Genomic DNA, 20,521 nt, shown 5'->3' on the forward strand with positions numbered 1-20,521 from the left:
TGTTGCCGCATGCGACGGTGTTGCTGATCGCCGCCCTGTTGCTGGGTGTGCTGGCGGTGGCCGCGCTGCCGTTCTTTGGAGCGTCGTTGCTGCCGGAATTTCGCGAAGGCCATTTCGTGCTGCAAGTCACTGGCCCGTCGGGCACCTCGATTGCCGAGATGGATCGCCTGGGCGAACGCATCAGCAGCGATGTGCTGGCGGTTCCTGGGGTCGCCAGCGTGTCGCAACAGGTGGGGCGTGCGGAGATGGTGCAAGACACCTGGCCGCCCAATCGCAGCGAGTTTCACGTCGAGTTGAAACCCGGCCTGCCGGCGCGCGAAGAAATACGTATTGAAAAAGCGCTTAAAGACACCTTGGAGGCGTATCCCGGCATCAGTGCCGAAGTCGTCACCTTTCTTGGCGATCGCATCGGCGAATCCTTGTCGGGCGAAACCGCGCCCGTGTCGGTAAGCATTTACGGCAGCGATCTGGACACGCTCGACCGGCTTGCCGACCAGATCAAGCCGGTGCTGCAGCAAGTGCCGGGTTCCGGCAGCGTGCGGCTTTCCACCGAACCTTCCGTGCCGACCATGCGCATCACGCCCAACGCAGATCGCATGGCCGCTTATGGGTTGCGCATGAGTGATGTGCTGGACACCATCGCCGCGGCGCATCAAGGCGTGGTTGCCGGCCAGGTGTTCGACGGTGTGCAGCCGATCTCTGTGCGCGTGTCGGTGGATGCCGCCACCCAGCAAGATCCGGAGACGGTCGGTGCGCTGCTCTTGCGCAATGCCGCTGGTCGCAGCGTGCCGTTGTCCGAGGTGGCCGATAACGATCTGGTCGACGGCCGGGCCAGCGTGCTGCATGAAGGTGGTCGGCGCCGGCTCGTATTGGGGGTGACCCCGACCTCGACGGACATCGTGGGCTTTGTCGCGCAAGCGCAGGCGGCCCTGGCCAAGGGCGTCAAGCTGCCCGCGGGCTATTACGTCGAGTTCAGCGGCGCCGCCGAGGGTGCCGTGCAGGCTCAACATGATCTGCTCTTGCATGGTGGTTTGGCGGCGGTCGGCATTATTGCGTTGTTGCTGATGGCCTTTCCCGATCGCCGCAGCGTGGCGTTGATTCTCGCCAACGTGCCTTTTGCCATGGTCGGCGGGGTCATCGCTGCCGCGATCACCGGTGGCGTGTTGTCGATTGGTGCGCTGGTCGGCTTCGTCACCTTGTTCGGTATTTCGGCGCGCAACACCATCATGCTGATTTCCCATTACGAGCACTTGGTCGAGGAGGAGGGCGTGCATTGGAGCCGCTTCACCGTGTTGCGCGGTGCGCGCGAGCGGTTGACGCCGATCCTGATGACCGCCTTGGTCACCGCGCTTGGCTTGTTGCCGCTGGCCTTGGGCAATGGTGAAGCCGGACGCGAGGTGGAGGGCCCGATGGCGATCGTGATTCTCGGCGGCCTGGCCAGTTCGACCTTGCTCAACCTGTTGGTGATGCCGGTATTGGCCGGGCGTTATTTGCGCTTCACGCGGGTTCGCAAGCCGGCGTGATACGGTGCCGGCCGCATCCCATGATCAAGCCGCGCCTTTCCCTGTCACGTTGGCGGTGACACGATAAGGCCTCGTTCGACATGGCTGTGTGTGAATCTTCTTTTAATTGTCGTGACTCAACCTGGAGGAGAAATCGATGAACAAGCGTTTTGGATGGGCCGTTTTATTGGTGCTGGCGTCGCCGCTGGCTGCGCATGCGTCCTGCGCCGATGTGTCGGCCAGCATCGATGCCAAGATCAAGGCCAACGGTGTCTCGGGCTACACCCTCAACGTCGTGCCGGCCGATCAGGCTGATGCAGCGGGCAAGGTGGTCGGGCAGTGCGAAGGCGACAAAAAAATCGTCTATGCCCGTGGCGCGGCGGGCGCGGGCGATAGCTCGAGCGCGGCCGCTGCCCCGCCGGCGCACAAGCGTCACGCGAAGAAAGACGCCGACGACGCCAAGGCGGCAGAGCCGGCCGCGGCATCGTCCAGCGGCCACTGAGTTATCCGGCCCGCTCCCGCTCGGGGGCGGGCGCTTCGCCGTACCGGGTTATCGGCTTGGCAAGGTGCCTGCTGATTTGGGCCGCGCTTGTCGCCAACCAGCTCAGCGCACGGGCTTGGCCAGACGCAACAGATCCGCGCCATAGCCGCTGGCTTCGTATAACGCCCGCGCCCGCTCATTGCCGGGGAATACCGCCAGGGTGACCAATTGGCAGCGATGCTCGCGCGCCCAGGTTTCGGCGTGCTCAAGCAATGCCCGGCCGACGCCTTGACCTTCGTAGGTCGGGGTGACGGCAAGATCCGAGATATGGCAATTGTTGTAGCCGGTAAAGTAATCCTGGGTCTTTTGCAGATGGATGAAACCCACCGGCTTGCCTTCGTCACTTTCGGCCACGAACAGAAAACTGTTGACCGGCTGGTCTTCCAGATGGCGCGACAAATCGTTGCGAATACCCTCTATGCATTCGTGCCGCTTGCGCCATGGCGGCAGGGTGAAATTTACAAAGCGAGGGACCAGGCCCAGGATGAAATCGTCATCGTCTTCGGCCATGCTGTCGCTCATGCGCTTGCTAGTCGTCAGTAGGTAGCGGTAATACCGGTTCTACACCCGCAGCGCCGCCCTATGGAAGTACCTAAAGATGACCATGACGCCGTGATATCGCACAGGCACCCGGTGACACGGGGTACCTGTGCGGTGGTTCAAGCGGTTTGAGCGATCAGCTGCCGTCTCGCCCAGCGACCACCGGCAGAGCGATATAGCTGGCGTGCCCGGGGGCCTGATAAATGCGCTGGGTCGCCTTGCGATAGTCGCCCGGTTTAGCCCAGAAGATATTCGGCACGAAGGTTTGGGGGTTGCGGTCGTACAGCGGGAACCAGCTGGACTGCACCTGCACCATGATGCGGTGGCCGGGCAGAAACATATGATTGGCCGCGGGCAGGGCGAACTGATACAGCAGCGGCTGGTCAGCGGCAATGGGTTGCGGGGTGGCGAAACCTTCGCGATAGCGGCCGCGGAAAATATCCATCGCCACGGCAAGTTGATAGCCGCCCATCGCCGGCTGCTCGGCGACTTGGTCGGGATAGATATCGATCAGCTTCACCACCCAGTCACTGTCGCTGCCGCTGGTCGAGGCAACCAGATGCACCTCGGGGGCGCCGCTGATAGTCAGCGGGCTGGTCAATACATCGGAGGTGTAGCTAAGCACGTCGGTGCGACCGGAGGCTTCGCGCTGGTCGTCCACCAGCCATTGCGCCCAGGTCAGTCCGTTGTCGTAGCCGACCGGCTGGATCGGGCGGGCGCGGAACGGTACTGGTTTGGCCGGATCGGAAACGTATTCGGCATAGGCTTCGCCCGTACTGGGTGCGGTGAAGCCGAGTTTTTGCCCGGGCTGCAGGTACAGCGCACGGCTTTTCGTGGCGCAGCCGGTGTCGCAGGCTTGCGGCCAGCGATTCAAGCGGCGCCATTGATTGCTGCCGGTTTCAAACGCGGTGACCGCAGCGAGTTCTGCTTTTGGCGCACCGTCTTTTAGGTATTGCGCCAGGAACGGTCGCAGCATGTGTTCGCGAAAGTATTTCGAGGTATCGCTGCCGAAGCGGATCTGGCCGAGTGAGCTGCCCTCGTCGATTTCCTGGCCGTGATGCCAGGGGCCCAGCACCAGTTTTACTTTGTCGCCGCCCTGGTCTTTCGGCTTGATCGCCCGGTATACCGCCAGGTCGCCGTAAATATCTTCTTGATCCCACAAGCTGTGCACCAGCATCACCGGTACCTTTAATGGCTGCGCAGCCAGCAGTTTGTCGACCGCCTGCTCGCTCCAGAATGTGTCATAGGCCGGGTGTGCCAGTACCTTGTTCCAGAAGCCGATCTGCTGCATGCCGTATTGCTGGGCCAGTGCCCCGGCCGACCCGGCTTGCAAAAACAAATCGTAGTCGTCGTGGTAATTAGTGCCCCATTTGAAGCTGTTATCGCGGCTGGCGACCTGCTCGTAGATATAGGCCAGGTTTTGCTGGCGAAACGCGCCGTAGTGAAACCAGTCGTCGCCCATCCAGCCGTCGACCATGGGGTTCATCGGCACCGACACTTTCAACGCCGGATGCGGATTGAACAACGCCATCAACGGCTCGAAACCATCGTAAGAAATACCCAGCGTGCCGACCTTGCCATTGCTTTCGGGGACGTTCTTCACCAGCCAGTCGATGGTGTCGTAAGTGTCGGTGGCGTCATCGACCGGGGTGGGGTTTTGCGGGCCGTGCAACGGCCGGTTCATCACATAATCGCCCTCCGAACCGTACTTGCCGCGGATGTCCTGTACCACGCGGATATAGCCGTCTTCGACGATGACATCGGTGGCGTTGTCGTAGCCCTGCAACATCGGGCCGAGGTGTCCGCTCGGTGTATGCGTGGTCAGCTCTTTGGCGTCATAAGGCGTGCGGGTGAGCAGCATGCCGGCGTGCTGGGCGCCCTTGGGCAGCAGGATGATGGTGTGCAGCTTGACGCCATCGCGCATCGGAATCATCACGTCGCGTTTGACGTAGTCGTAGCCTTCGCTTGCCGGTTCGAACTTGGCCGGCGTTTCGCTGGGAAAGTTCGGGTACTGCGCTTGCGGTGTTTCCGTGGCCGGCGTGCTCAGGCTCATCGTGAGCATGAGAGTCAGCAGTGCGGGCTTCAGCCCGCGCCAGGCGATAACGGCACGACTCGACTTCATGAAAACTCCCCGGGTGGATAAGCCGGGCTAGCGTATCGCGATGGCCGTGCTAACGAATGCCGCAACGCGGCACTGCGCCAAACCCCAAAAAACAAACGCCCGGCTTAGCCGGGCGTTTGTTTCAGTGGCGATAAAGCGTGGCGGCCAGCGGCGAATCAAACCACCGTCGGCAAACTCGCCAGGCCTGCTTCGACACCGGCCAGGTGCATCGTATGACGCGGCAGGATGCGCGCAAAGTAAAAGCGTGCGGTATCGCGCTTGGCTTGCTTGAACGCTTCCGGCTGGCTGCTGCTTTCCGCGGCGGCGGCGATGCGTGCCCACATATAGGCCAGCGCGATATAGCCGGAGTAATACAGATAGTCGTTGGCGGCGGCGCCGAGTTCTTCCGGATTGCTCTGGATGCGCTGGGCCAGCTTCAGGGTCAGCTCACCCCATTGTTGGGTAGCGGCGGCGAGCGGCCCGATCAAATGGGCGAGGGCGGCGTTGCCTGCCTGTTGCTGGCAGAACGCGCCGATGTCTTTCAGGAAAAGCTTGAGGCCGACGCCTTGCAGCTGGAGGATTTTGCGGCCGAGCAAGTCGGCGGCCTGGATCCCGGTGGTGCCTTCGTACAAGGTAATGATGCGGGCGTCACGCACGAACTGCTCCACGCCGTTTTCAGCGATGTAGCCGTGGCCGCCGTAAACCTGCAGCGCTTCCTTGGTGCTTTCCTGCGCCAGTTCGGTGACTACGCCCTTGGCAATCGGAATCAGGAACGCCACCAGTTCGCCGGCTTGCTTGCGGGCGGCCTCGTCGCTGGCGCGTGCTTCGATATCGGTTTGCAAGGCGGTGTACAGCAGCAGCGCGCGCGAACCTTCCACGATGGCGCGCTGGGTCAGCAGCATGCGCCGTACATCCGGCTGCACCAACAGATTGTCAGCGGGCTTGTCAGGGAAGACCGGGCCGGACAGGGCGCGCGACTGCAAGCGCTCGCGGGCGTAGTTGAGGCTGTTCTGCAAGGCGCGCTCAGACAGCGCCAACCCCTGCACGCCGACCGCGAGGCGGGCGGCATTCATCATGGTGAACATGGCCGCCAAGCCCTTGTGCGGCTGGCCGATCAGATAACCCTCGGCGGCATCGAAATTCATCACGCAGGTGGCCGAGCCGCGCAGGCCCATCTTGTGTTCGATGGCACCGGCGGCGACTGCGTTGCGCGCCGCCAGCGAGCCATCGTCATTCAAATGGAACTTGGACACGATGAACATCGAGATGCCACGGCTGCCGGCCGGCGCATCCGGCAGTCGCGCCAGCACCAGGTGGACGATGTTTTCGGTGAGGTCGTGATCGCCGGCGCTGATGAAGATCTTGGTGCCGGTGATCTTGTAGGTGTTGTTCGCGGTGGGCTCGGCGCGGGTTTTCAGCAGGCCGAGATCGGAGCCGGCCTGCGGCTCGGTAAGGCACATGGTGCCGGTCCAGCGGCCTTCGACGATCGGTTTCAGAAAGCGCTCGCGCTGCCATTCGTCACCGTGCTGCTCCAGCGCGTGGCATGCGCCCTCAGAGAGCAACGGGTACAGGCTCCAGGACAAGTTGCCCGACTGGAACAATTCGGTGGTCGCCGTGCCCAGCACATTAGGCAGCGCCTGGCCGCCGAAATGCTCGGCCATGGTCAGGCCGGCCCAGCCGCCCTCGGCGAACTGGCGGAAAGCCTCCTTGAAGCCCTTTGGCGTGGTCACCGTCTGGGTGGCCTTGTCGAAATGGCAGCCTTCTTCGTCGCCGCTGGCATTGGTCGGGGCGAGTACTTGTTCGCTGAGCTTGCCGGCTTCTTCCAGCACCGCATCGAGCAGATCGCGCGTATGTCCATCGCCGCCCTGCAGCGCGGTCAGTTTTTGTTCTGCACCAAGCACGTCGTAAAGAGCGAAGCGCAGATCGTCGAGCGGGGCCTTGTACTGCGTCATGACATAACTCCTTGGGAATATGGTGCGGCCTGAGGCGAAAGCCTGGGGTAGTTGTCTGGGGTCATTAAAGTCTGGAGTAGTGCGGCAATCAGCGATAAGTGTTGGGGATGCCCGGCACCGGCGAGAGCCAGCCGCTACCGTGAAAATCGAAATCGCGGGATGCTTTCTCTTGCTCTGGCTGGGCATTGCTGCGGCCATTGACGCTATACGGCAGGGAGCCGGCGCTGCCCTTGGCGGTGACCGCCTTGAGCGCCTGGATCATGTCGGCGGTGGGCAATACGTCGATCTGGGTGACATCGCCGGCAAAGGTCGGGATATCGAGATCGAAGCTGCTGTGCAGGCGAACCGGGATGCCATCGGCCACCTTCAGTTCGCCGTCGATGCTGTGAAAACCCATGCCGGCATAGCTGTTGTTTTGAATGCGCAGGGTAAGCCGCCATTGGCCATCGGGCCGCACACTCATCTCCTGGATGCTGACAGCCGGGGGAAACACGCTTTTCTTGGGCGGCCCGCAGGCGACCAGGCCGGTCACCAAGATGCCCATTGCGATGCAGCAGAGTACTCGTTTCATGGATCACCTCAAACGATTGTTTGAATATAGCAGGGAGGAGGGAATGGGGAATAGGGTTTGGAAGCGGGGAACGGGGGATAGGGGACGGGGAACCTGGGGCTTGGGGTGACACGGCGGCACCGGGTTCCTCTGTGATCTTTAATTTTGCTTTTGTTTGTTTCTGCGCTTGCTTTTGGGCTGCTGCTTTTGACGCTCTTCCCCGTTCCCCGTTCCCCGTTCCCCGTTCCCCGTTCCCCGTTCCCCGCCACGGTTCCCATCGTCATGCATAGCGTGCATCATCCTCGGCTCTCTCCGTTGACCTATGTAGCTCATGACCCGACGTATCGTTGCTCGCCGTTCGCCCATTCACGGCAATGGTGTTTTTGCCGTTAGCGCCATCGCCAAAGGCGAGGAGGTGATTCAGTACAAGGGCACCTTGATCACCAATGACCAAGCCGATGACTTGTACGGCGACGGCGGTGAAACCGGGCATACCTTTTTGTTTACGCTCAACGACGAGTACATCGTCGACGCCAATCAGAAAGGCAATAGCGCGCGCTGGATCAATCACAGTTGCGAGCCCAATTGCCGTGCGGTGATCGAGGAAAGCCCCAGCGGCAATCCGCGTAAAGACCGGGTACTCATCGAGTCGATCCGCAAGATCAAACCGGGCGAAGAGCTGACCTACGATTACGGCATTACCCTGGACGTGCCGCATACCGCCCGCCTGAAGAAGCTGTGGGCCTGCCTGTGCGGTTCGCCCAAATGTTGCGGCACCTTGCTCAAGGCGAAGGGCCGCGACGCCTAAACGCCACGGTCGTATATCCAAAGGCGTATGCACGGGTAAAAAATCACTCTTATACTCACGCCAGCACCCGCCGCAGGGGACGGGTGCAAGGACTCAAGGGACAGGAATCGATGGACGTGAATCCGTATGCCGCCCCCACCGCGGTAGTCGAGGATGTAGGGGCGCTTTCAGCGCAGGATATCGAGTCACGCAAGGCCAGTCGCGGTCAGCGCCTGGGGGCCGCCCTGCTGGACGGCGTCATGTTTGCCGTAGGCATCATTATCAGCGTCATGTCCTCGTTGGGTTTCACCAGGTCAAACGCCGGGGCCGGCCTCAGCGGGGCCAATGTGCTGTTTCTGATCATTGGCATCGTGGTCTTGATCGGCATCGTCGTGGCCAATTGCATCTTGCTGCACAGGAACGCCCAGACCATCGGCAAGCTGATTGTCGGCATCAAGGTGATTCGTTCCGACGGTAGCCGGATCGGGCTGGGCCGGATCATCTTGCTGCGGATCCTGCCGATCAGCTTATTAAGCGGTATTCCGATGCTCGGCGGTCTCGTTCGACTGGCCGACTCTTTGATGATTTTTGGCGCGGAACGCCGCTGTTTGCATGATGTGTTCGCCGACACCGTCGTCATCAATGCCTGATATCGGCAATCACTGATGCTCGATACGGTAAGGCAGTTCGAAACCCCGGAGGGGGTTTTCCTGCGCCTGCGCGCCGCTGGCGCGTTGCCGCGTGCGCAGGCCTGGAGCATCGACCTGGCGATACGCGCGGCGGTGTTCTGGGGCTCGATGATTCCCCTGGCGTTTCTCGGCGCCGGTGGCATGGGCATCGGTGCCTTGGTGATGTTTGTGCTGACCTGGTTTTACCCGGTGGTCTGCGAGGTTTATTTTCACGGCCAAACCCTGGGCAAGCGGGCGATGGGTTTGCGTGTGGTCAATGCCGACGGCACACCGATCACCTGGATGCCTTCGGTGGTACGCAATCTGCTGCGTGCGGTCGACATGCTGCCGGGGGTTTATGGCGTGGGCCTGGTGAGTACGCTGATCGACCCCTATGCGCGACGGTTGGGCGACATCATTGCCGGCACTATGGTCATCCATACGTCGGAGCTGCCCTCGGGCAGCCAGGTGCCGGTGCTGGCCGCGCATAGGCCGCCGCTCGATCTGGCGACAGATGAGCAGGCGGTCATCGTCGACTTTGCCGAGCGTTGCGCACAGCTCACCCCGCAACGGCAGCAAGAGCTGTCCAATCTGCTCGATCCCTTGACCGGCCAAACCGGCGAGGCGGGGACCAGGCAACTGGTGGCCTACGCGAACTGGCTGATTGGACGGCCATGAAACAAGAACATTTCATGGCCCTGTACGGAAAGGAATGGGACACGCTGCAGGCCTGGCTCGACCGTGTCGAGCTGCGCAACCGCGAGGCCATGCGCAGCCCGCAGGCACTGGAGTTTCCGGCGGCCTATCGGCGCCTGTGCCACCACCTCGCGTTGGCGCGGGCGCGCGGCTACAGTCGCGAAATCACCGACCGTTTGCAGAACATCGTGCAGCAAGGGCACCGCTTGCTGTATCGCCCGCCTGCGCCACGCTGGCATCGGGTGGCGATGTTTCTGGTGGCCGATTTTCCGCGCCTGGTTCGCGCGCAGTGGCGCTGTGTCGGCTTGGCCGCGGTGCTGCTTTATGTGCCGCTGTTGTTATGTCTGGTGCTGGTGCAATGGAAGCCGGAGCTGGCGCATTCGGTATTCGGCAGCACCCAGCTGGCCGAATTCGAAAAGATGTACGACCCCGCCAACCCATCCATCGGCCGCAGCAGCGGTACCGATTTGGCGATGTTCGGCCATTACGTGATGAATAACATCAGCATTGCCTTCCGTACGTTTGCTTCGGGTTTGCTGCTGGGCGTCGGGGCGATTTACGTGATGACCATGAATGGCATCATCATCGGCAGCCTGGCCGGCCATCTCACGGGGATGGGTTTTGGCCATCCATTCTGGCGTTTCGTGGTGGGGCACTCGTCGTTTGAGTTGACCGCCATCGTGATTGCCGGCGGTGCCGGCTTGCGTCTGGGGCTGACCTTGCTGGCGCCCGGGCGGCAGCGGCGCGGGCCGGCCATGGTGGCGGCCGGCTGGATCGGGGCGCAGCTTGCGCTGGGTGCTTTTGCGATGTTGTTGGTGGCGGCGTTTATCGAGGCGTTCTGGTCGTCGATTGCCGGCCTGCCCGATCTGGTGAAATTCGGTAGTGGCGGGCTGCTGTGGTTGTTTGTGCTGACCTGGCTTTGCCGTGGCGGCGCCGAGCCACGCCAGCTCGAACCACCGTGGGACGAGCTGGGGCGCAACGATGGAGCTTGAGCGGATCAGCGTTGCCTTGCGCCCCCGCACGCCGCGCGAAGCGGTGGATCTCGGTGCGGTGATTCTGCGTGCCCATGCCTGGCCGGTGTGGTCGGCGTGGCTGGTATTTACGCTGCCGGTGGCGGTGCTGTGCGTCGCGCTGGGCTTGTTATTGAACCTGCCCTGGCTAGGGGTGTTGTTGATCTGGTGGTTCAAGCCGATGTTCGACCGGGTGCCGCTGTATGTGCTGTCGCATGCGGTGTTCGATCACGTGCCGAACTGGCGCGAAACGCTGCGTGGGCAATGGCAATGGCGCTGGCGCGGCACCTTGGCCTCGCTGACCTGGCGGCGCCTCGATACGCATCGCGGACTACGCCTGCCGCTGGAGTTGCTGGAAGGCCTGCCCCCGGCACAGCGCAGCGCGCGTTGGCGCGTGTTGTGTCGAACCATCAGCGGACAAGCCAATATGCTGATCTTCGGCTGCCTGCAACTGGAAATCGTGCTGTTTGTCAGCTTGTTCCTGTTTGGTGTCCTGTTCGTGCCGGGCGAGTTCTGGCCCGATTCCTGGGGCGCCTATGCGCACGAGGCCATCCGCACCGTGCCGACCACGGTAACCCTGTTGATTTCCAGCGCCGTCTATCTGGCGATAAGTGCGATGGAGCCGCTCTACGTGGCGGCCAGTTTTACCTTGTATCTGACCCGGCGCACCCAGCTTGAAGCCTGGGATATCGATCTGGCCTTTCGGCGCATTCGCCAGCGCCTGCAAAGCGTCGGCCGTACCCTGCTGTGGCTGCTGGTGTGCGGCGGCTTACTCTGTCACAGCCATGTGGCTGCGGCGGACGCGGCCGACAAGACCGAGCATATTCGGGTCGAGCGCGTGTTCGATCCCTCGTCGCCGGCTGCCGGCACGACTTCGGACAGCAGCGCTTCTCATGGGCCTTCCGGCGAGCCTGCCGAGCCTGCCGTCGCCAAGGGCGATGCGAAGTTTGCCGAGGCGGCGGCGCAGGCTTATAACGACCCCCGTTTTGGCGGTAGCCGCACAGAAAAAACCTGGGTGCTGCGCCATCCACCCAAACCGCAAGAGACGATAAGTCCGCCGGGCAGGTTCATGTTCGGCAATTTGTTTGCCAGCGGTTTGAATGTGTTGCTGTGGGCGCTGTTGGCGGTGGCGGTGGGTGCGTTGCTGGTGTTCGCGCTGAAATATGTGCGCAAGCATCCTTTCAAACCGGGGGCGTCGGTATCTCCGGTGCTTGCCCAGGTGCATGAGGTGGTGCTGACGCAGGCCTTGCCGGATGACTTGGCGGCGGCGACGCGGTCGATGTGGCAATCCGGGCAGCGCCGCGAGGCTTTGGCCTTGCTTTATCGCGGCAGCATGGATCGGCTTGCGACCGCATTGAATATATCGTTGCCGCTCGATGCCACCGAGGCCGATTGCCTGCGTCGTGCCCGCACCCTGGACGATACCCAGCGTAGCCAGCGCGTGGTGGCGATCGTGCGTACCTGGCAACACGCGGCTTACGCCAATCGTTTTCCCAGCGATAGCGATATCGATGCGTTGCTGACCGGCTGGCCGGCGCAAGCCATCGAGCCAAAGGCGGTGCAGGTATGAACCGGGGCACGCTTTCCATGCTGCTGATTCTGCTCGCCGTAGCGGGTCTGGCAGTAGGCAGCTTCTTGACGATGTTCGAGCGCAAAGAGGCCGAAGTCAGCACCCCCGCCCGGGGTGAGGCACGTTACAACCGCTTTTTTGCGCTGGAGCGCACGCTGGCCAAACTCGATGTGCCGGTAACCTCGCTGGCGACGTTGGCGCCCGGTCGTTTGCCGTTGCAGCCCGACGATACCTTGGTGTTCGGCGCCAGCGCCAGCCGCGTCGACGACGAAACCGCCGCACGCATCGCCGCCTGGGTGCGCCAAGGCGGTCACCTGGTGTTGGCGGTCGATTCGCTGGATGCGCTAAGCCATACCCCGCTGCTCGAAGCACTCCGGGTGCTCGATGCAAAAGCCACCCACAAAGGCTGTGTTCGGGTCGATGCGTTTGCCGACACGGCTGCGGTAACCGGCAAGGCATCGGCGAATCAGGACGAACGCAGTTTTGAATGGTGCGGCGAGCGTTTTCGCCTGCACAGCGCCTTGGTCAAACAAGCGGATGCATGGATCGGCAACGAGAAAGACGGCTATTTGTTCATGCGCACGGAGCTGGCTTCCGGCCAGATCAGCGTCTTGAGCAGTATGTTGCCGCTCGAAGGCGACGCCTTGAAACATCCCGCGCAGCAGCGTTTCGCCTGGCGTTTGCTGGCACCACATATCGACGACGGGCATGTATATCTGGTCTATGCACTCGACGGACCGCGTTTCTGGACGCTGCTGTTGACGCGAGGCTGGCCTGCCTTGCTGGCCTTGAGTTTGTTGCTGATCGGCTGGATGGCCATGCGCAGCGAGCGGCTTGGCCCGCTGCAGCCGGCGCCGTTATTGCAACGCCGGGCGCTGCTTGAGCATGTGCAGGCGGTGGGTGAGTTTCTCTTTCGCCGCGATAACGGCTTTAGCCTGCACGAGTATGTGTGTCGCGCGTTGCTGGTGCGTGCGCGCCGTCGCGATCCTTTATGCGCCATGCTGGAGGGCGATGCGCTTTATCAACGGCTGGCCGAACGTTATCGGCTCGACTTCGCGCAGCTGGCGCGGGCCTTTCAACCACCCGCGAACGCGTTGGCGTTCCGCGAAAGTATTGTCACCCTGGTGCGACTCAGGAATCTGCTATGACCCTTGAATCCAGTAACCCGGCGAGCCCGCCCGAACTGCCCGTTGCCAGCTTGCCGTTAGGCGAATTGGCCGCGCGCACGGTGACCTTGCGCGAACAGGTATCGCGCGCCTTTATCGGTCAGCGCAGCGTGCTCGATCAAGTGTTGCTGGCCTTGTTGGCTGGTGGCCATGTCTTGATCGAAGGCGTGCCCGGCTTGGGCAAGACGCTGTTGGTGCGCGCGCTGGCCGCGTCGATCAGTTGCACTTTTGGCCGCGTCCAGTTCACCCCGGATCTGATGCCGAGCGACGTCACCGGTCACGCGATTTACGATCCGAAAACCGAGCGCTTTCAGATACGCCGCGGCCCGGTCTTCGCCAATATGCTGCTGGCCGACGAAATCAATCGCGCTCCGGCCAAGACCCAGGCCGCCCTGCTGGAATCGATGCAGGAAGGCCAAGTGACGATCGAGGGCCGACGCTTTCCATTGCCGACGCCTTTCATGGTGGTGGCGACGCAAAACTCGATCGAGCAGGAGGGCACCTATCCGTTGCCCGAGGCGCAACTGGATCGATTCCTGATCAAGGTGGAGATCGGCTATCCCACGCACGAAGACGAACAGCGCATGGTCGAGCAAGTGCTGAGCGGACGTGTCGCGGCCGACCTCGATGTGTCGCGGGTCGAGCCGGTATTGGAGCAGCAAGAGCTGTTGGCCCTGCAGCAAGCGGTGGCGACCTTGCGGGTCGACCCGGCGGTGATCGATTACGCCGTGCGCAGTGCGCGCGCCACCCGCGAATGGCCGGGTGTCATCGGTGGTGCCGGTCCGCGCGGTGGCCTTGCGCTGGTACGCCTGGCGCGTGCGCATGCGGTGCTGGATGAGCGTGATTTCGTCACTCCCGACGACGTGCGCGCGGTCGCGTTACCGGCGTTGCGTCATCGTTTGTTGCTGGCGCCGGAGGCCTTGATCGAGCGGCAGCGTCCCGACGATGTGCTCGGCGCGCTGTTGCACAAGGTGGCTGCGCCACGTCAATGATGCGCCCGGCCCCTGCCTTGTTATGGCTGTTGCTTGGCTGGACCGGCGTTGGTGTGCTGGTCAGCCTGCAATGGCTGCCGCTGCTGGCCTGGCTGGCCGTGGCGGCCTTGATCGCGCTGCTGGCGCTGGTCGATGGCTGGCGCTTGCAGGGCGAGCCCAGCCCGGTCTGCCGGCGCGATACGCCGCCGGTTATTCCGCTGGGTCCCGAACTTACCGTGCACCTGCATGTGCTTGCCGCGACCAAGCGTGTCCAGCATGTGCTGGTGCATGACCTGCATCCGGCGGAATGGGCCGTGCATGGCATGCCGCGTCAGCTTTCGCTCACCCCCGGCCGCGAATTGCTGCTCGATTACACGGTGACGCCCAGCGCCCGTGGACAGTTTGTCTTTACCGGTTGCCAGTTGCGTTTACGCTCGCCCTGGCGCTTATGGAACCAACGCCGAGTGGTGGGCGAGGCAAGCACGATCCGGGTGTATCCCAATTTTGCACCGCTGGCCGAAATGGCCGGGCTTAGCGTCGAGGTGGCTTCGCGCAGCCTGGGTGCGCGCTTGCAGCGGCGGCGTGGCGAGGGCACCGAGTTTCACGAGCTGCGCGATTACCGGCTGGGTGACAGTCTGCGCAAGATCGACTGGAAAGCCACCGCCCGGGTCGGCCGGCTGATCTCCCGCGAATATCGGGATGAGCGTAACCAGCAAGTGATCCTGCTGCTGGATTGCGGCCGCCGCAGGCTGGCGCAAGACGACCGTCTTGCGCACTTCGATCACGTGTTGAACGCATCGCTGGCGCTGGCCTATATCGCCCTGCGCCAGGGCGATGCGGTGGGCATGCTGGCCTGCGCGGGCGAAGACCTGCGCTGGTTGCCGCCGCAGCAGGGCAGCGGCGGCATGGATATGTTGCTCGGTGCCGGCTACGACTTGCAGGCCTTGCCGGTGGCAACCGATTACCTGAGCGCGGCGAGTGCTTTGCAATCGCGCCAGCATCGCCGCGCGTTCGTGGTGCTGATCACCAACGTGCGCGATGAAGACGATCAAGAGCTGCGCACGGCGGTGGCGATGTTGTCGCGGCGCCACCTGGTATTAGTGGTCAGTCTGCGCGAGCTTGCCCTCGATCATGCCGCCAGCGACGTGGAAGACAGCATGGAGTCGACCATTCGCGGCGCTGCCGCCATGCACTATCTGGCCGAACGCGAGGCGATGCACGACGCTTTGCGGCGTGAGGGTATTTCCACGCTGGATGTGAGCTGCAGTGAATTGTCCGGTGTGCTGGTGGAGCGCTATCTCAGCGTGAAGCGGGCCGGTTGGCTTTAAGCCGGGCGGCAGTTGGCGCAGTTCAGCCGGAGATACGCAAGCGGCAGGTCGCGGCGCCAGGCTAATCCGCACGCTCGGTATAGTCGATCGCGACCACTGCAATCGATAAATCGCCCGCCGGGCGCTTCCAGATCACCGAATCACCGACCTGCGCACCGATCAACGCGCGCGCCAGCGGCGACACATAGCTGACTTCGCCGTGCTCGGCATCGGCTTCGTCTTCACCGACGATACGGTACTGCTGTTCACCCTCATCGCTGTCCACGGTGACCCGCGCGCCGAAGGCCACGCGATCATGCGGTTGTCGCTCCAGGTCGATTTCGATGGCGCTGGCCACCCGCGCACCCAGCCAGCGCAGTTCACGCGCCAGGGTGGCCAGTTCGTTCTGCTGCGACAAGGCATCGCCGGAGGCCTTCGACGCATCGTGCCGCGTCTGCGTATCGCGCAGCCGTTGGCGCAAGCGCGCCAGCCCCTGGACAGTGATGTAGTTGGGATGTTCGCTCAGCGGAATCTCAGCCAAAGCCTCATGGCTGGCGTCATCCTGCTCTTTCACAAAAGCCCGGCTCATGGCGTTCTCCTGTTTGCTGCTATCTCTCCATGTGGTTCGATCGATAGGGTGGGGGGCGCGGGGAACGGAGTTAGAAGCGGGGAACGGGGGATGGGGAACAGGGAGCGTGACGTCCGAGTGGTGATTGCGCTGCTGCGTTCTTTTCGATCTTTTTGATTTTTGTTTGTTTTAGCTCTTGCTTTTCCGCATCTGCTTTTTAGGCTTTTCCCCGTTCCCCGTTCCCCGTTCCCCGTTCCCCGTTCCCCGTTCCCCGTTCCCCGTTCCCCGTTCCCCGTTCCCCGTTCCCCGTTCCCCGTTCCCCGTCAGTCTTCCTCGGCGTGGGGTTTCCACGCCTCGCTTAGCTGTTTCTGCACCGGTGGCGGTACGGGTTCGTAGTGGCTGAGGTCGAGGCTGTAGCGGCCGCGGCCGCCGGTCATGGCCTTGAGTTCGGTGGGATAGTCGGTGAGTTCGGCGAGCGGGGCTTGGGCCTTGATCACCAGTTCGCCGCCGCGCAAGGCGTCGGTGCCCATGATGCGGGCGCGTTTGCCGGCCAGGCCGCCGGTGACATCGCCGACGTTGGCCTCGGGGATCGATACCTCCACATCGACGATGGGTTCCAGCACGATCGGGTGGGCCTTGCCGATGGCGTCGAGAAAGGCCTTTTTACCGGCGCTGATAAAGGCGATTTCCTTGGAGTCGACCGGGTGGTATTTGCCGTCGTAGACCACCACACGCAAGTCTTGCAGCGGATAACCGGCGATAGCGCCGCCTTCCATCGCCTGACGTACGCCTTTTTCGATCGCCGGCAGGTATTGGCCGGGAATCACGCCGCCTTTGACGGCGTCGACAAACTCGAAGCCAGCGCCGCGCTCCAACGGTTCGACGCGCAAGAACACTTCGCCGAATTGACCGGCGCCACCGGTTTGCTTTTTGTGCCGATGATGGCCTTCGGCATGGCCGGCAATGGTTTCGCGATAGGCGATGCGCGGCGGGTGGGTGATGACCTCGACGGCATAACGGTCTTTCATGCGGCTCAGCGCATGCGACAGTTTTTGTTCCTGGCCTTTGTGTTTGGGCACCAGGGCCAGTCCATACATCGGTTGTGGGAATCGCAACGGGGCGACGTGTATACGGTCTTCGTCGTGTGAGTCGTGCAACACGGCGTCAAAGTGGATTTCTTCGATCTTGGCGACGGCGGCGATATCGCCGGGTATCGCCATGTCGATCTCCTCGTGCGTTTTGCCGCGTAGGCGAAAGAGATGACCGACCTTGAAGGGCTTGCGGCCGTCGTCGATAAACAGCTGCGTGTCGCGGCGAATCGTGCCCTGCCAGACGCGGAATACGCCGAGCTTGCCGACAAAGGGGTCGTTGACGATCTTGAAGACATCGGCGATCACATGCTTGGCCCCATCGGGGCTGACCGCGACCGGTTGATTGCCGTCGTTGAGAAAAGGTGGCGGGTTGCCTTCCGCCGGGTTCGGTAGCAGGCGTTCGGTGAGGTCGAGCAATTCGGCGATGCCGGCACCGGTGCGCGCGCTGACGAAACAGATCGGCACCAGATGCCCCTCACGCAGGCATTGCTCGAAGGCATCGTGAAGCTGTTGCGGGCTCAGTGCTTCTTCGCCGGCATCGAGATACGAGCCCATCACGGTTTCGTTGATTTCCACCACTTGATCGAGGATGCGCTGATGCGCTTCGGCCAGCGACGAGAAATCGGTGTTGCCGTCGCGATGGAAAAAACAGTCCAGTACCTGCCTGCCACCGTGCGATGGCAAATTCACCGGCAGGCATTCGCTGCCGAACTCATCGCGCAGCGCATCGACCAGCGCGCTCAATTTGGCGCCCTCGAAATCGATTTTGTTGATGATCAGTACACGCGCCAGGCCGCGTTGCTTGGCGTGCTCCATCATGCGGCGGGTGCCGTGCTCGATGCCGTTGACGGCATTGACCACGATGGCCACGGTTTCCACGGCGGCAAACGCGGCCAGGCTGGCACCGCGGAAATCCGCATAGCCGGCGCTGTCGATCAGGTTGATATGACAGCCGCCATGGTCGATCGCGGCAATGCAGCTGTCGATGGAGTGACCGCGGGCTTTTTCCTGGCTGTCGGTATCGGATTGGGTGGTGCCGCGCTCTACCGAGCCTTGCGTCTGAATCGTGCCGCCGGCATGCAGCAGCGCTTCAAACAAGGTGGTTTTGCCGGTGCTGGCGTGACCGGCGAGGATGATGTTGCGGATGCTTTCCGTGGTGTACGACACGATGCGACCCTCCCGTGCTGAAGGCGGCACGTGCGGTAGGGCCGGCATGAGCGGCACCGCACGCGCCGCATTGGCGGCTAACGATGGCGGGCCGTCATGGTCGTCCGGGCGTTAGGGACGCGGGGGCGGTCATGGCGGGTACGGCGATGGATGCCGTTTGCATAGACTTGAGCCATTGTCTGGCGTGGTCAAGCTGCAGTGCAGGGTTGGCGGGGAATAATGCCCCCTTGCGCATGGAACCATGGTCGCCTGCCTCGGTCTGTATCCGGCAGCCATGCACATGCCACCGGGGCGACCTTGGCATATCGCTGCTTCCCCGCTAGCGCTGATAGAGAATCAGTCATCGAACGCACTGAACAAGTCGAGCATCATCGCTGGCAATCGCCGCTTGATGAACGTGGGCGCGGCCTGGCTCCGCTGGATGGCCCGACCCGGGCCATGCTGCATCAACTGCGCTGGCGTAAACCACCGCGTGATCGGCGTCGTTTATGGCTGGGCCTCGGGCTTGCCTTGCTGCTGCATGGGTTATTTGTCTGGATTACCTGGCACGAGCTGCAACTACCGCCATCGACGCAGGTGGTGCATCTGCGGGTGGATAATGCCTTGCAGGTGCGCTTGATTCCGCCGCAGCAAGCGCAGGCGGTGCCCGAGCTGGCGCCACCGCCACCGCCACCGCCACCGGTAGCATCAGCGCCGCCTTTGAAGGCTTCGCGTGTCGTGGCGCCGCCGCCGGTGCGCGAGCCGGCCGCAAAGGATGCGATGACGCTGAGTCTTCCCAGCCCGCCACCGCCAACGACGGCGACGCTGTACGACAAAGGCGGCCAGGTGTTGCTGCCGGCCACGGCGGCGAGTGCCGCGCCAGCCTATGTGGCGCACAAGCCGCAGACCGATGCCGATACGCAGGTGATGCAGCATAGCCGGCCGGTAAAGTACAGCTCCACCCGTTTCGACAAGTATTTTCCACCGCCGAACGAGTCGCTAGGCAATGCTGCCGGGCGGCATGTGGTGGAGACCTTGACCAAGCCCGTTGATGTGACGCTTCCGCATGGCGTGCACCTTAAATGCACCTTGCTGGCCGGTTGCCAGGATCCGCCGCCGGTGCCTTCGCCAAAGAGTCGCGATGCGCGCCTCAATATGGCCCCGGCCAATGCGCTGATACGGGATGCCACCCCGCCCAAACAACTCAGCGATGAAGAATGCATTGCGATTTATCGTGACGGCAAGCCGCTGCCGCAGGACTGCCCGGCCGACACCCCGACGCGCTCGGCGGATGCCGATATCAAGAACCGTGCGGCCAAGGGCCTGTGAGCGGCTTTGCTTACCAGGTGCCGTGCTGAGGGCGGCGCTGGCCTTGTAAGCAAAGTCCGCGCTACATGGCGGCATCGCCCGCTACACTTCGCGCATGTCGTTACCGCCTACGGATCCAGCTCCTCCCGTTGCCCTGGTATCGCTGCCTTCGCCACGCGAGGCAGCGACCAGTGCGGCTGTCTATCGGCGCCGTCGGCAAACGCGGCCACGTGAGCATTGGCTGCGCACGCTGGCCATGGCGGGCGCCTTGCTGGTGCATTTGCTGTTTCTGTTTGGGGCCGTGCTGGGGCCGGCCTACGACTTGGTCGAGCCACCCGAGGCGAGCAGTGCCAGCGCGCTCAAAGTACGTTTGATCGACAAGGCCGAGCCCGAGCCGCCACCGCCGCCGCCGGTGCGCGGCACGCCGCCGAAAGAGGTCGGCCCGGTGCATCGCGGCAGCGCCACGGCGCAGACGGTGACCAGGCAGCCCAGCAACGCCGCCACCCGTACCGACGCCACGCAGAAGCCACTGCCGGTGCCTGCGCTGGAAACTCCGGTGGTTGCCGCGACGGCGCCGGCCAGCACGCCCAAGCCCGAGGCGGTGGCTGCGCCCTTGCCGCCGGTGAGCTTGCCGAAAACCGCACCCGCCCCCCAATTGCAACCGGTGCCGGTGGCTGCCGAGCCGCCGCAAGTTGCCCTGGAAACGCCACCGACAGCGATTCCCGTGCCGCCCAAGTTCCAGCCTGAGCCGGTGCGCAAACTGCAGGCGGAGGGCCATCAGCCGGTGCCACCGCCGGCGTCGTTGGCGATGCCCGAACTACCGGCCCAATCGGCGCCGACGGTGAATACGCCGACGGTCGCGATGGAACACGCCGTGCCCAAGCTCAGCCCGCCCAGCGTGGCGCAGCTGGCTCGACCGGAAGCGCCTGCCGCGCCGCCGGCGCCCGATATGCAGGCGATTCCGCTACCGGCGCAACCGGCGCCGACGGTCAATCTACAAGCGGCGACGAATACGCCCGCGCCGCTGGTGCCGCATGAGCAGCCCAA

At 63.0% G+C, this 20,521-nt stretch carries 17 protein-coding genes and 1 pseudogene; 12 read left to right on the plus strand and 6 right to left on the minus strand.

Annotated features, from left to right (window positions below):
• Positions 1–1,523: efflux RND transporter permease subunit (locus OUZ52_RS17340; RefSeq protein ID WP_266159793.1), on the plus strand; the 1,523-nt coding region annotated here is incomplete at its 5' end.
• Between the two features lie 136 nt (positions 1,524–1,659).
• Positions 1,660–2,004: a DUF1161 domain-containing protein gene (locus tag OUZ52_RS17345; RefSeq protein WP_266159794.1), complete on the plus strand. Its 345-nt coding sequence runs from the start codon at positions 1,660–1,662 to the stop codon at positions 2,002–2,004.
• Between the two features lie 102 nt (positions 2,005–2,106).
• On the opposite strand, the gene OUZ52_RS17350 is transcribed toward OUZ52_RS17345, so the two are convergent.
• The 4 genes from OUZ52_RS17350 to OUZ52_RS17365 all read right to left on the minus strand — a co-directional run bounded on the left by OUZ52_RS17350 (position 2,107) and on the right by OUZ52_RS17365 (position 7,207).
• On the minus strand, positions 2,107–2,565 hold the full coding sequence (locus OUZ52_RS17350; RefSeq protein WP_266159795.1) for a GNAT family N-acetyltransferase: 459 nt from the start codon (positions 2,563–2,565) through the stop codon (positions 2,107–2,109).
• A gap of 154 nt (positions 2,566–2,719) precedes the next feature.
• On the minus strand, positions 2,720–4,705 hold the full coding sequence (locus OUZ52_RS17355) for a CocE/NonD family hydrolase (RefSeq protein WP_266159796.1): 1,986 nt from the start codon (positions 4,703–4,705) through the stop codon (positions 2,720–2,722).
• Positions 4,706–4,860: 155 nt separating this feature from the next.
• Entirely contained in the window at positions 4,861–6,636 is a 1,776-nt protein-coding gene (locus OUZ52_RS17360; RefSeq protein WP_266159797.1) for an acyl-CoA dehydrogenase C-terminal domain-containing protein, read from the minus strand.
• 88 nt (positions 6,637–6,724) lie between these two features.
• Complete coding sequence (locus OUZ52_RS17365; RefSeq protein ID WP_266159798.1) at positions 6,725–7,207, minus strand: hypothetical protein; 483 nt, start codon at positions 7,205–7,207, stop codon at positions 6,725–6,727.
• Between the two features lie 310 nt (positions 7,208–7,517).
• Between OUZ52_RS17365 and OUZ52_RS17370 the strand changes: the two genes are divergently transcribed.
• Genes OUZ52_RS17370 through OUZ52_RS17405 form a run of 8 tightly spaced genes read left to right on the plus strand, consistent with a single transcriptional unit; the run spans position 7,518 to position 15,382 of the window.
• Entirely contained in the window at positions 7,518–7,994 is a 477-nt protein-coding gene (locus OUZ52_RS17370) for an SET domain-containing protein (protein WP_266159799.1), read from the plus strand.
• Entirely contained in the window at positions 7,925–8,623 is a 699-nt protein-coding gene (locus OUZ52_RS17375) for an RDD family protein (protein WP_266159800.1), read from the plus strand. Before OUZ52_RS17370 ends, OUZ52_RS17375 begins: the two co-directional genes overlap by 70 nt.
• Before the next feature lie 15 nt (positions 8,624–8,638).
• Positions 8,639–9,319, plus strand: a complete 681-nt coding sequence (locus OUZ52_RS17380; RefSeq protein WP_266159801.1) for an RDD family protein — start codon at positions 8,639–8,641, stop codon at positions 9,317–9,319.
• A complete protein-coding gene (locus tag OUZ52_RS17385; protein WP_266159802.1) occupies positions 9,316–10,329 on the plus strand; it encodes a stage II sporulation protein M in 1,014 nt (337 codons plus the stop codon). The genes OUZ52_RS17380 and OUZ52_RS17385 overlap by 4 nt, the downstream gene beginning before the upstream one ends.
• Positions 10,319–11,917: a DUF4129 domain-containing protein gene (locus OUZ52_RS17390; RefSeq protein WP_266159803.1), complete on the plus strand. Its 1,599-nt coding sequence runs from the start codon at positions 10,319–10,321 to the stop codon at positions 11,915–11,917. Before OUZ52_RS17385 ends, OUZ52_RS17390 begins: the two co-directional genes overlap by 11 nt.
• Positions 11,914–13,065, plus strand: coding sequence for a DUF4350 domain-containing protein (locus tag OUZ52_RS17395; protein ID WP_266159804.1), 1,152 nt, complete (start codon positions 11,914–11,916; stop codon positions 13,063–13,065). The genes OUZ52_RS17390 and OUZ52_RS17395 overlap by 4 nt, the downstream gene beginning before the upstream one ends.
• The gene (locus OUZ52_RS17400; RefSeq protein ID WP_266159805.1) at positions 13,062–14,075 is read left to right on the plus strand and encodes an AAA family ATPase; all 1,014 of its coding nucleotides are present in this window, start codon (positions 13,062–13,064) and stop codon (positions 14,073–14,075) included. The genes OUZ52_RS17395 and OUZ52_RS17400 overlap by 4 nt, the downstream gene beginning before the upstream one ends.
• A complete protein-coding gene (locus OUZ52_RS17405) occupies positions 14,075–15,382 on the plus strand; it encodes a DUF58 domain-containing protein (protein WP_266159809.1) in 1,308 nt (435 codons plus the stop codon). The genes OUZ52_RS17400 and OUZ52_RS17405 overlap by 1 nt, the downstream gene beginning before the upstream one ends.
• Positions 15,383–15,443: 61 nt before the next feature.
• On the opposite strand, the gene OUZ52_RS17410 is transcribed toward OUZ52_RS17405, so the two are convergent.
• A complete protein-coding gene (locus OUZ52_RS17410; protein ID WP_266159806.1) occupies positions 15,444–15,950 on the minus strand; it encodes a GreA/GreB family elongation factor in 507 nt (168 codons plus the stop codon).
• Positions 15,951–16,252: 302 nt separating this feature from the next.
• Positions 16,253–18,187: an elongation factor G gene (locus tag OUZ52_RS17415; protein WP_266159807.1), complete on the minus strand. Its 1,935-nt coding sequence runs from the start codon at positions 18,185–18,187 to the stop codon at positions 16,253–16,255.
• Between the two features lie 438 nt (positions 18,188–18,625).
• On the opposite strand from OUZ52_RS17415, the gene OUZ52_RS17420 reads away from it, so the two are divergent.
• Both OUZ52_RS17420 and OUZ52_RS17425 read left to right on the plus strand, forming a co-directional pair.
• Complete coding sequence (locus tag OUZ52_RS17420; RefSeq protein WP_266159808.1) at positions 18,626–19,495, plus strand: hypothetical protein; 870 nt, start codon at positions 18,626–18,628, stop codon at positions 19,493–19,495.
• 94 nt (positions 19,496–19,589) lie between these two features.
• Positions 19,590–20,521, plus strand: a pseudogene (locus OUZ52_RS17425) (hypothetical protein); the annotation flags it as partial.

Source organism: Dyella silvatica, assembly GCF_026283955.1.
GTDB lineage: Bacteria > Pseudomonadota > Gammaproteobacteria > Xanthomonadales > Rhodanobacteraceae > Dyella_C > Dyella_C silvatica.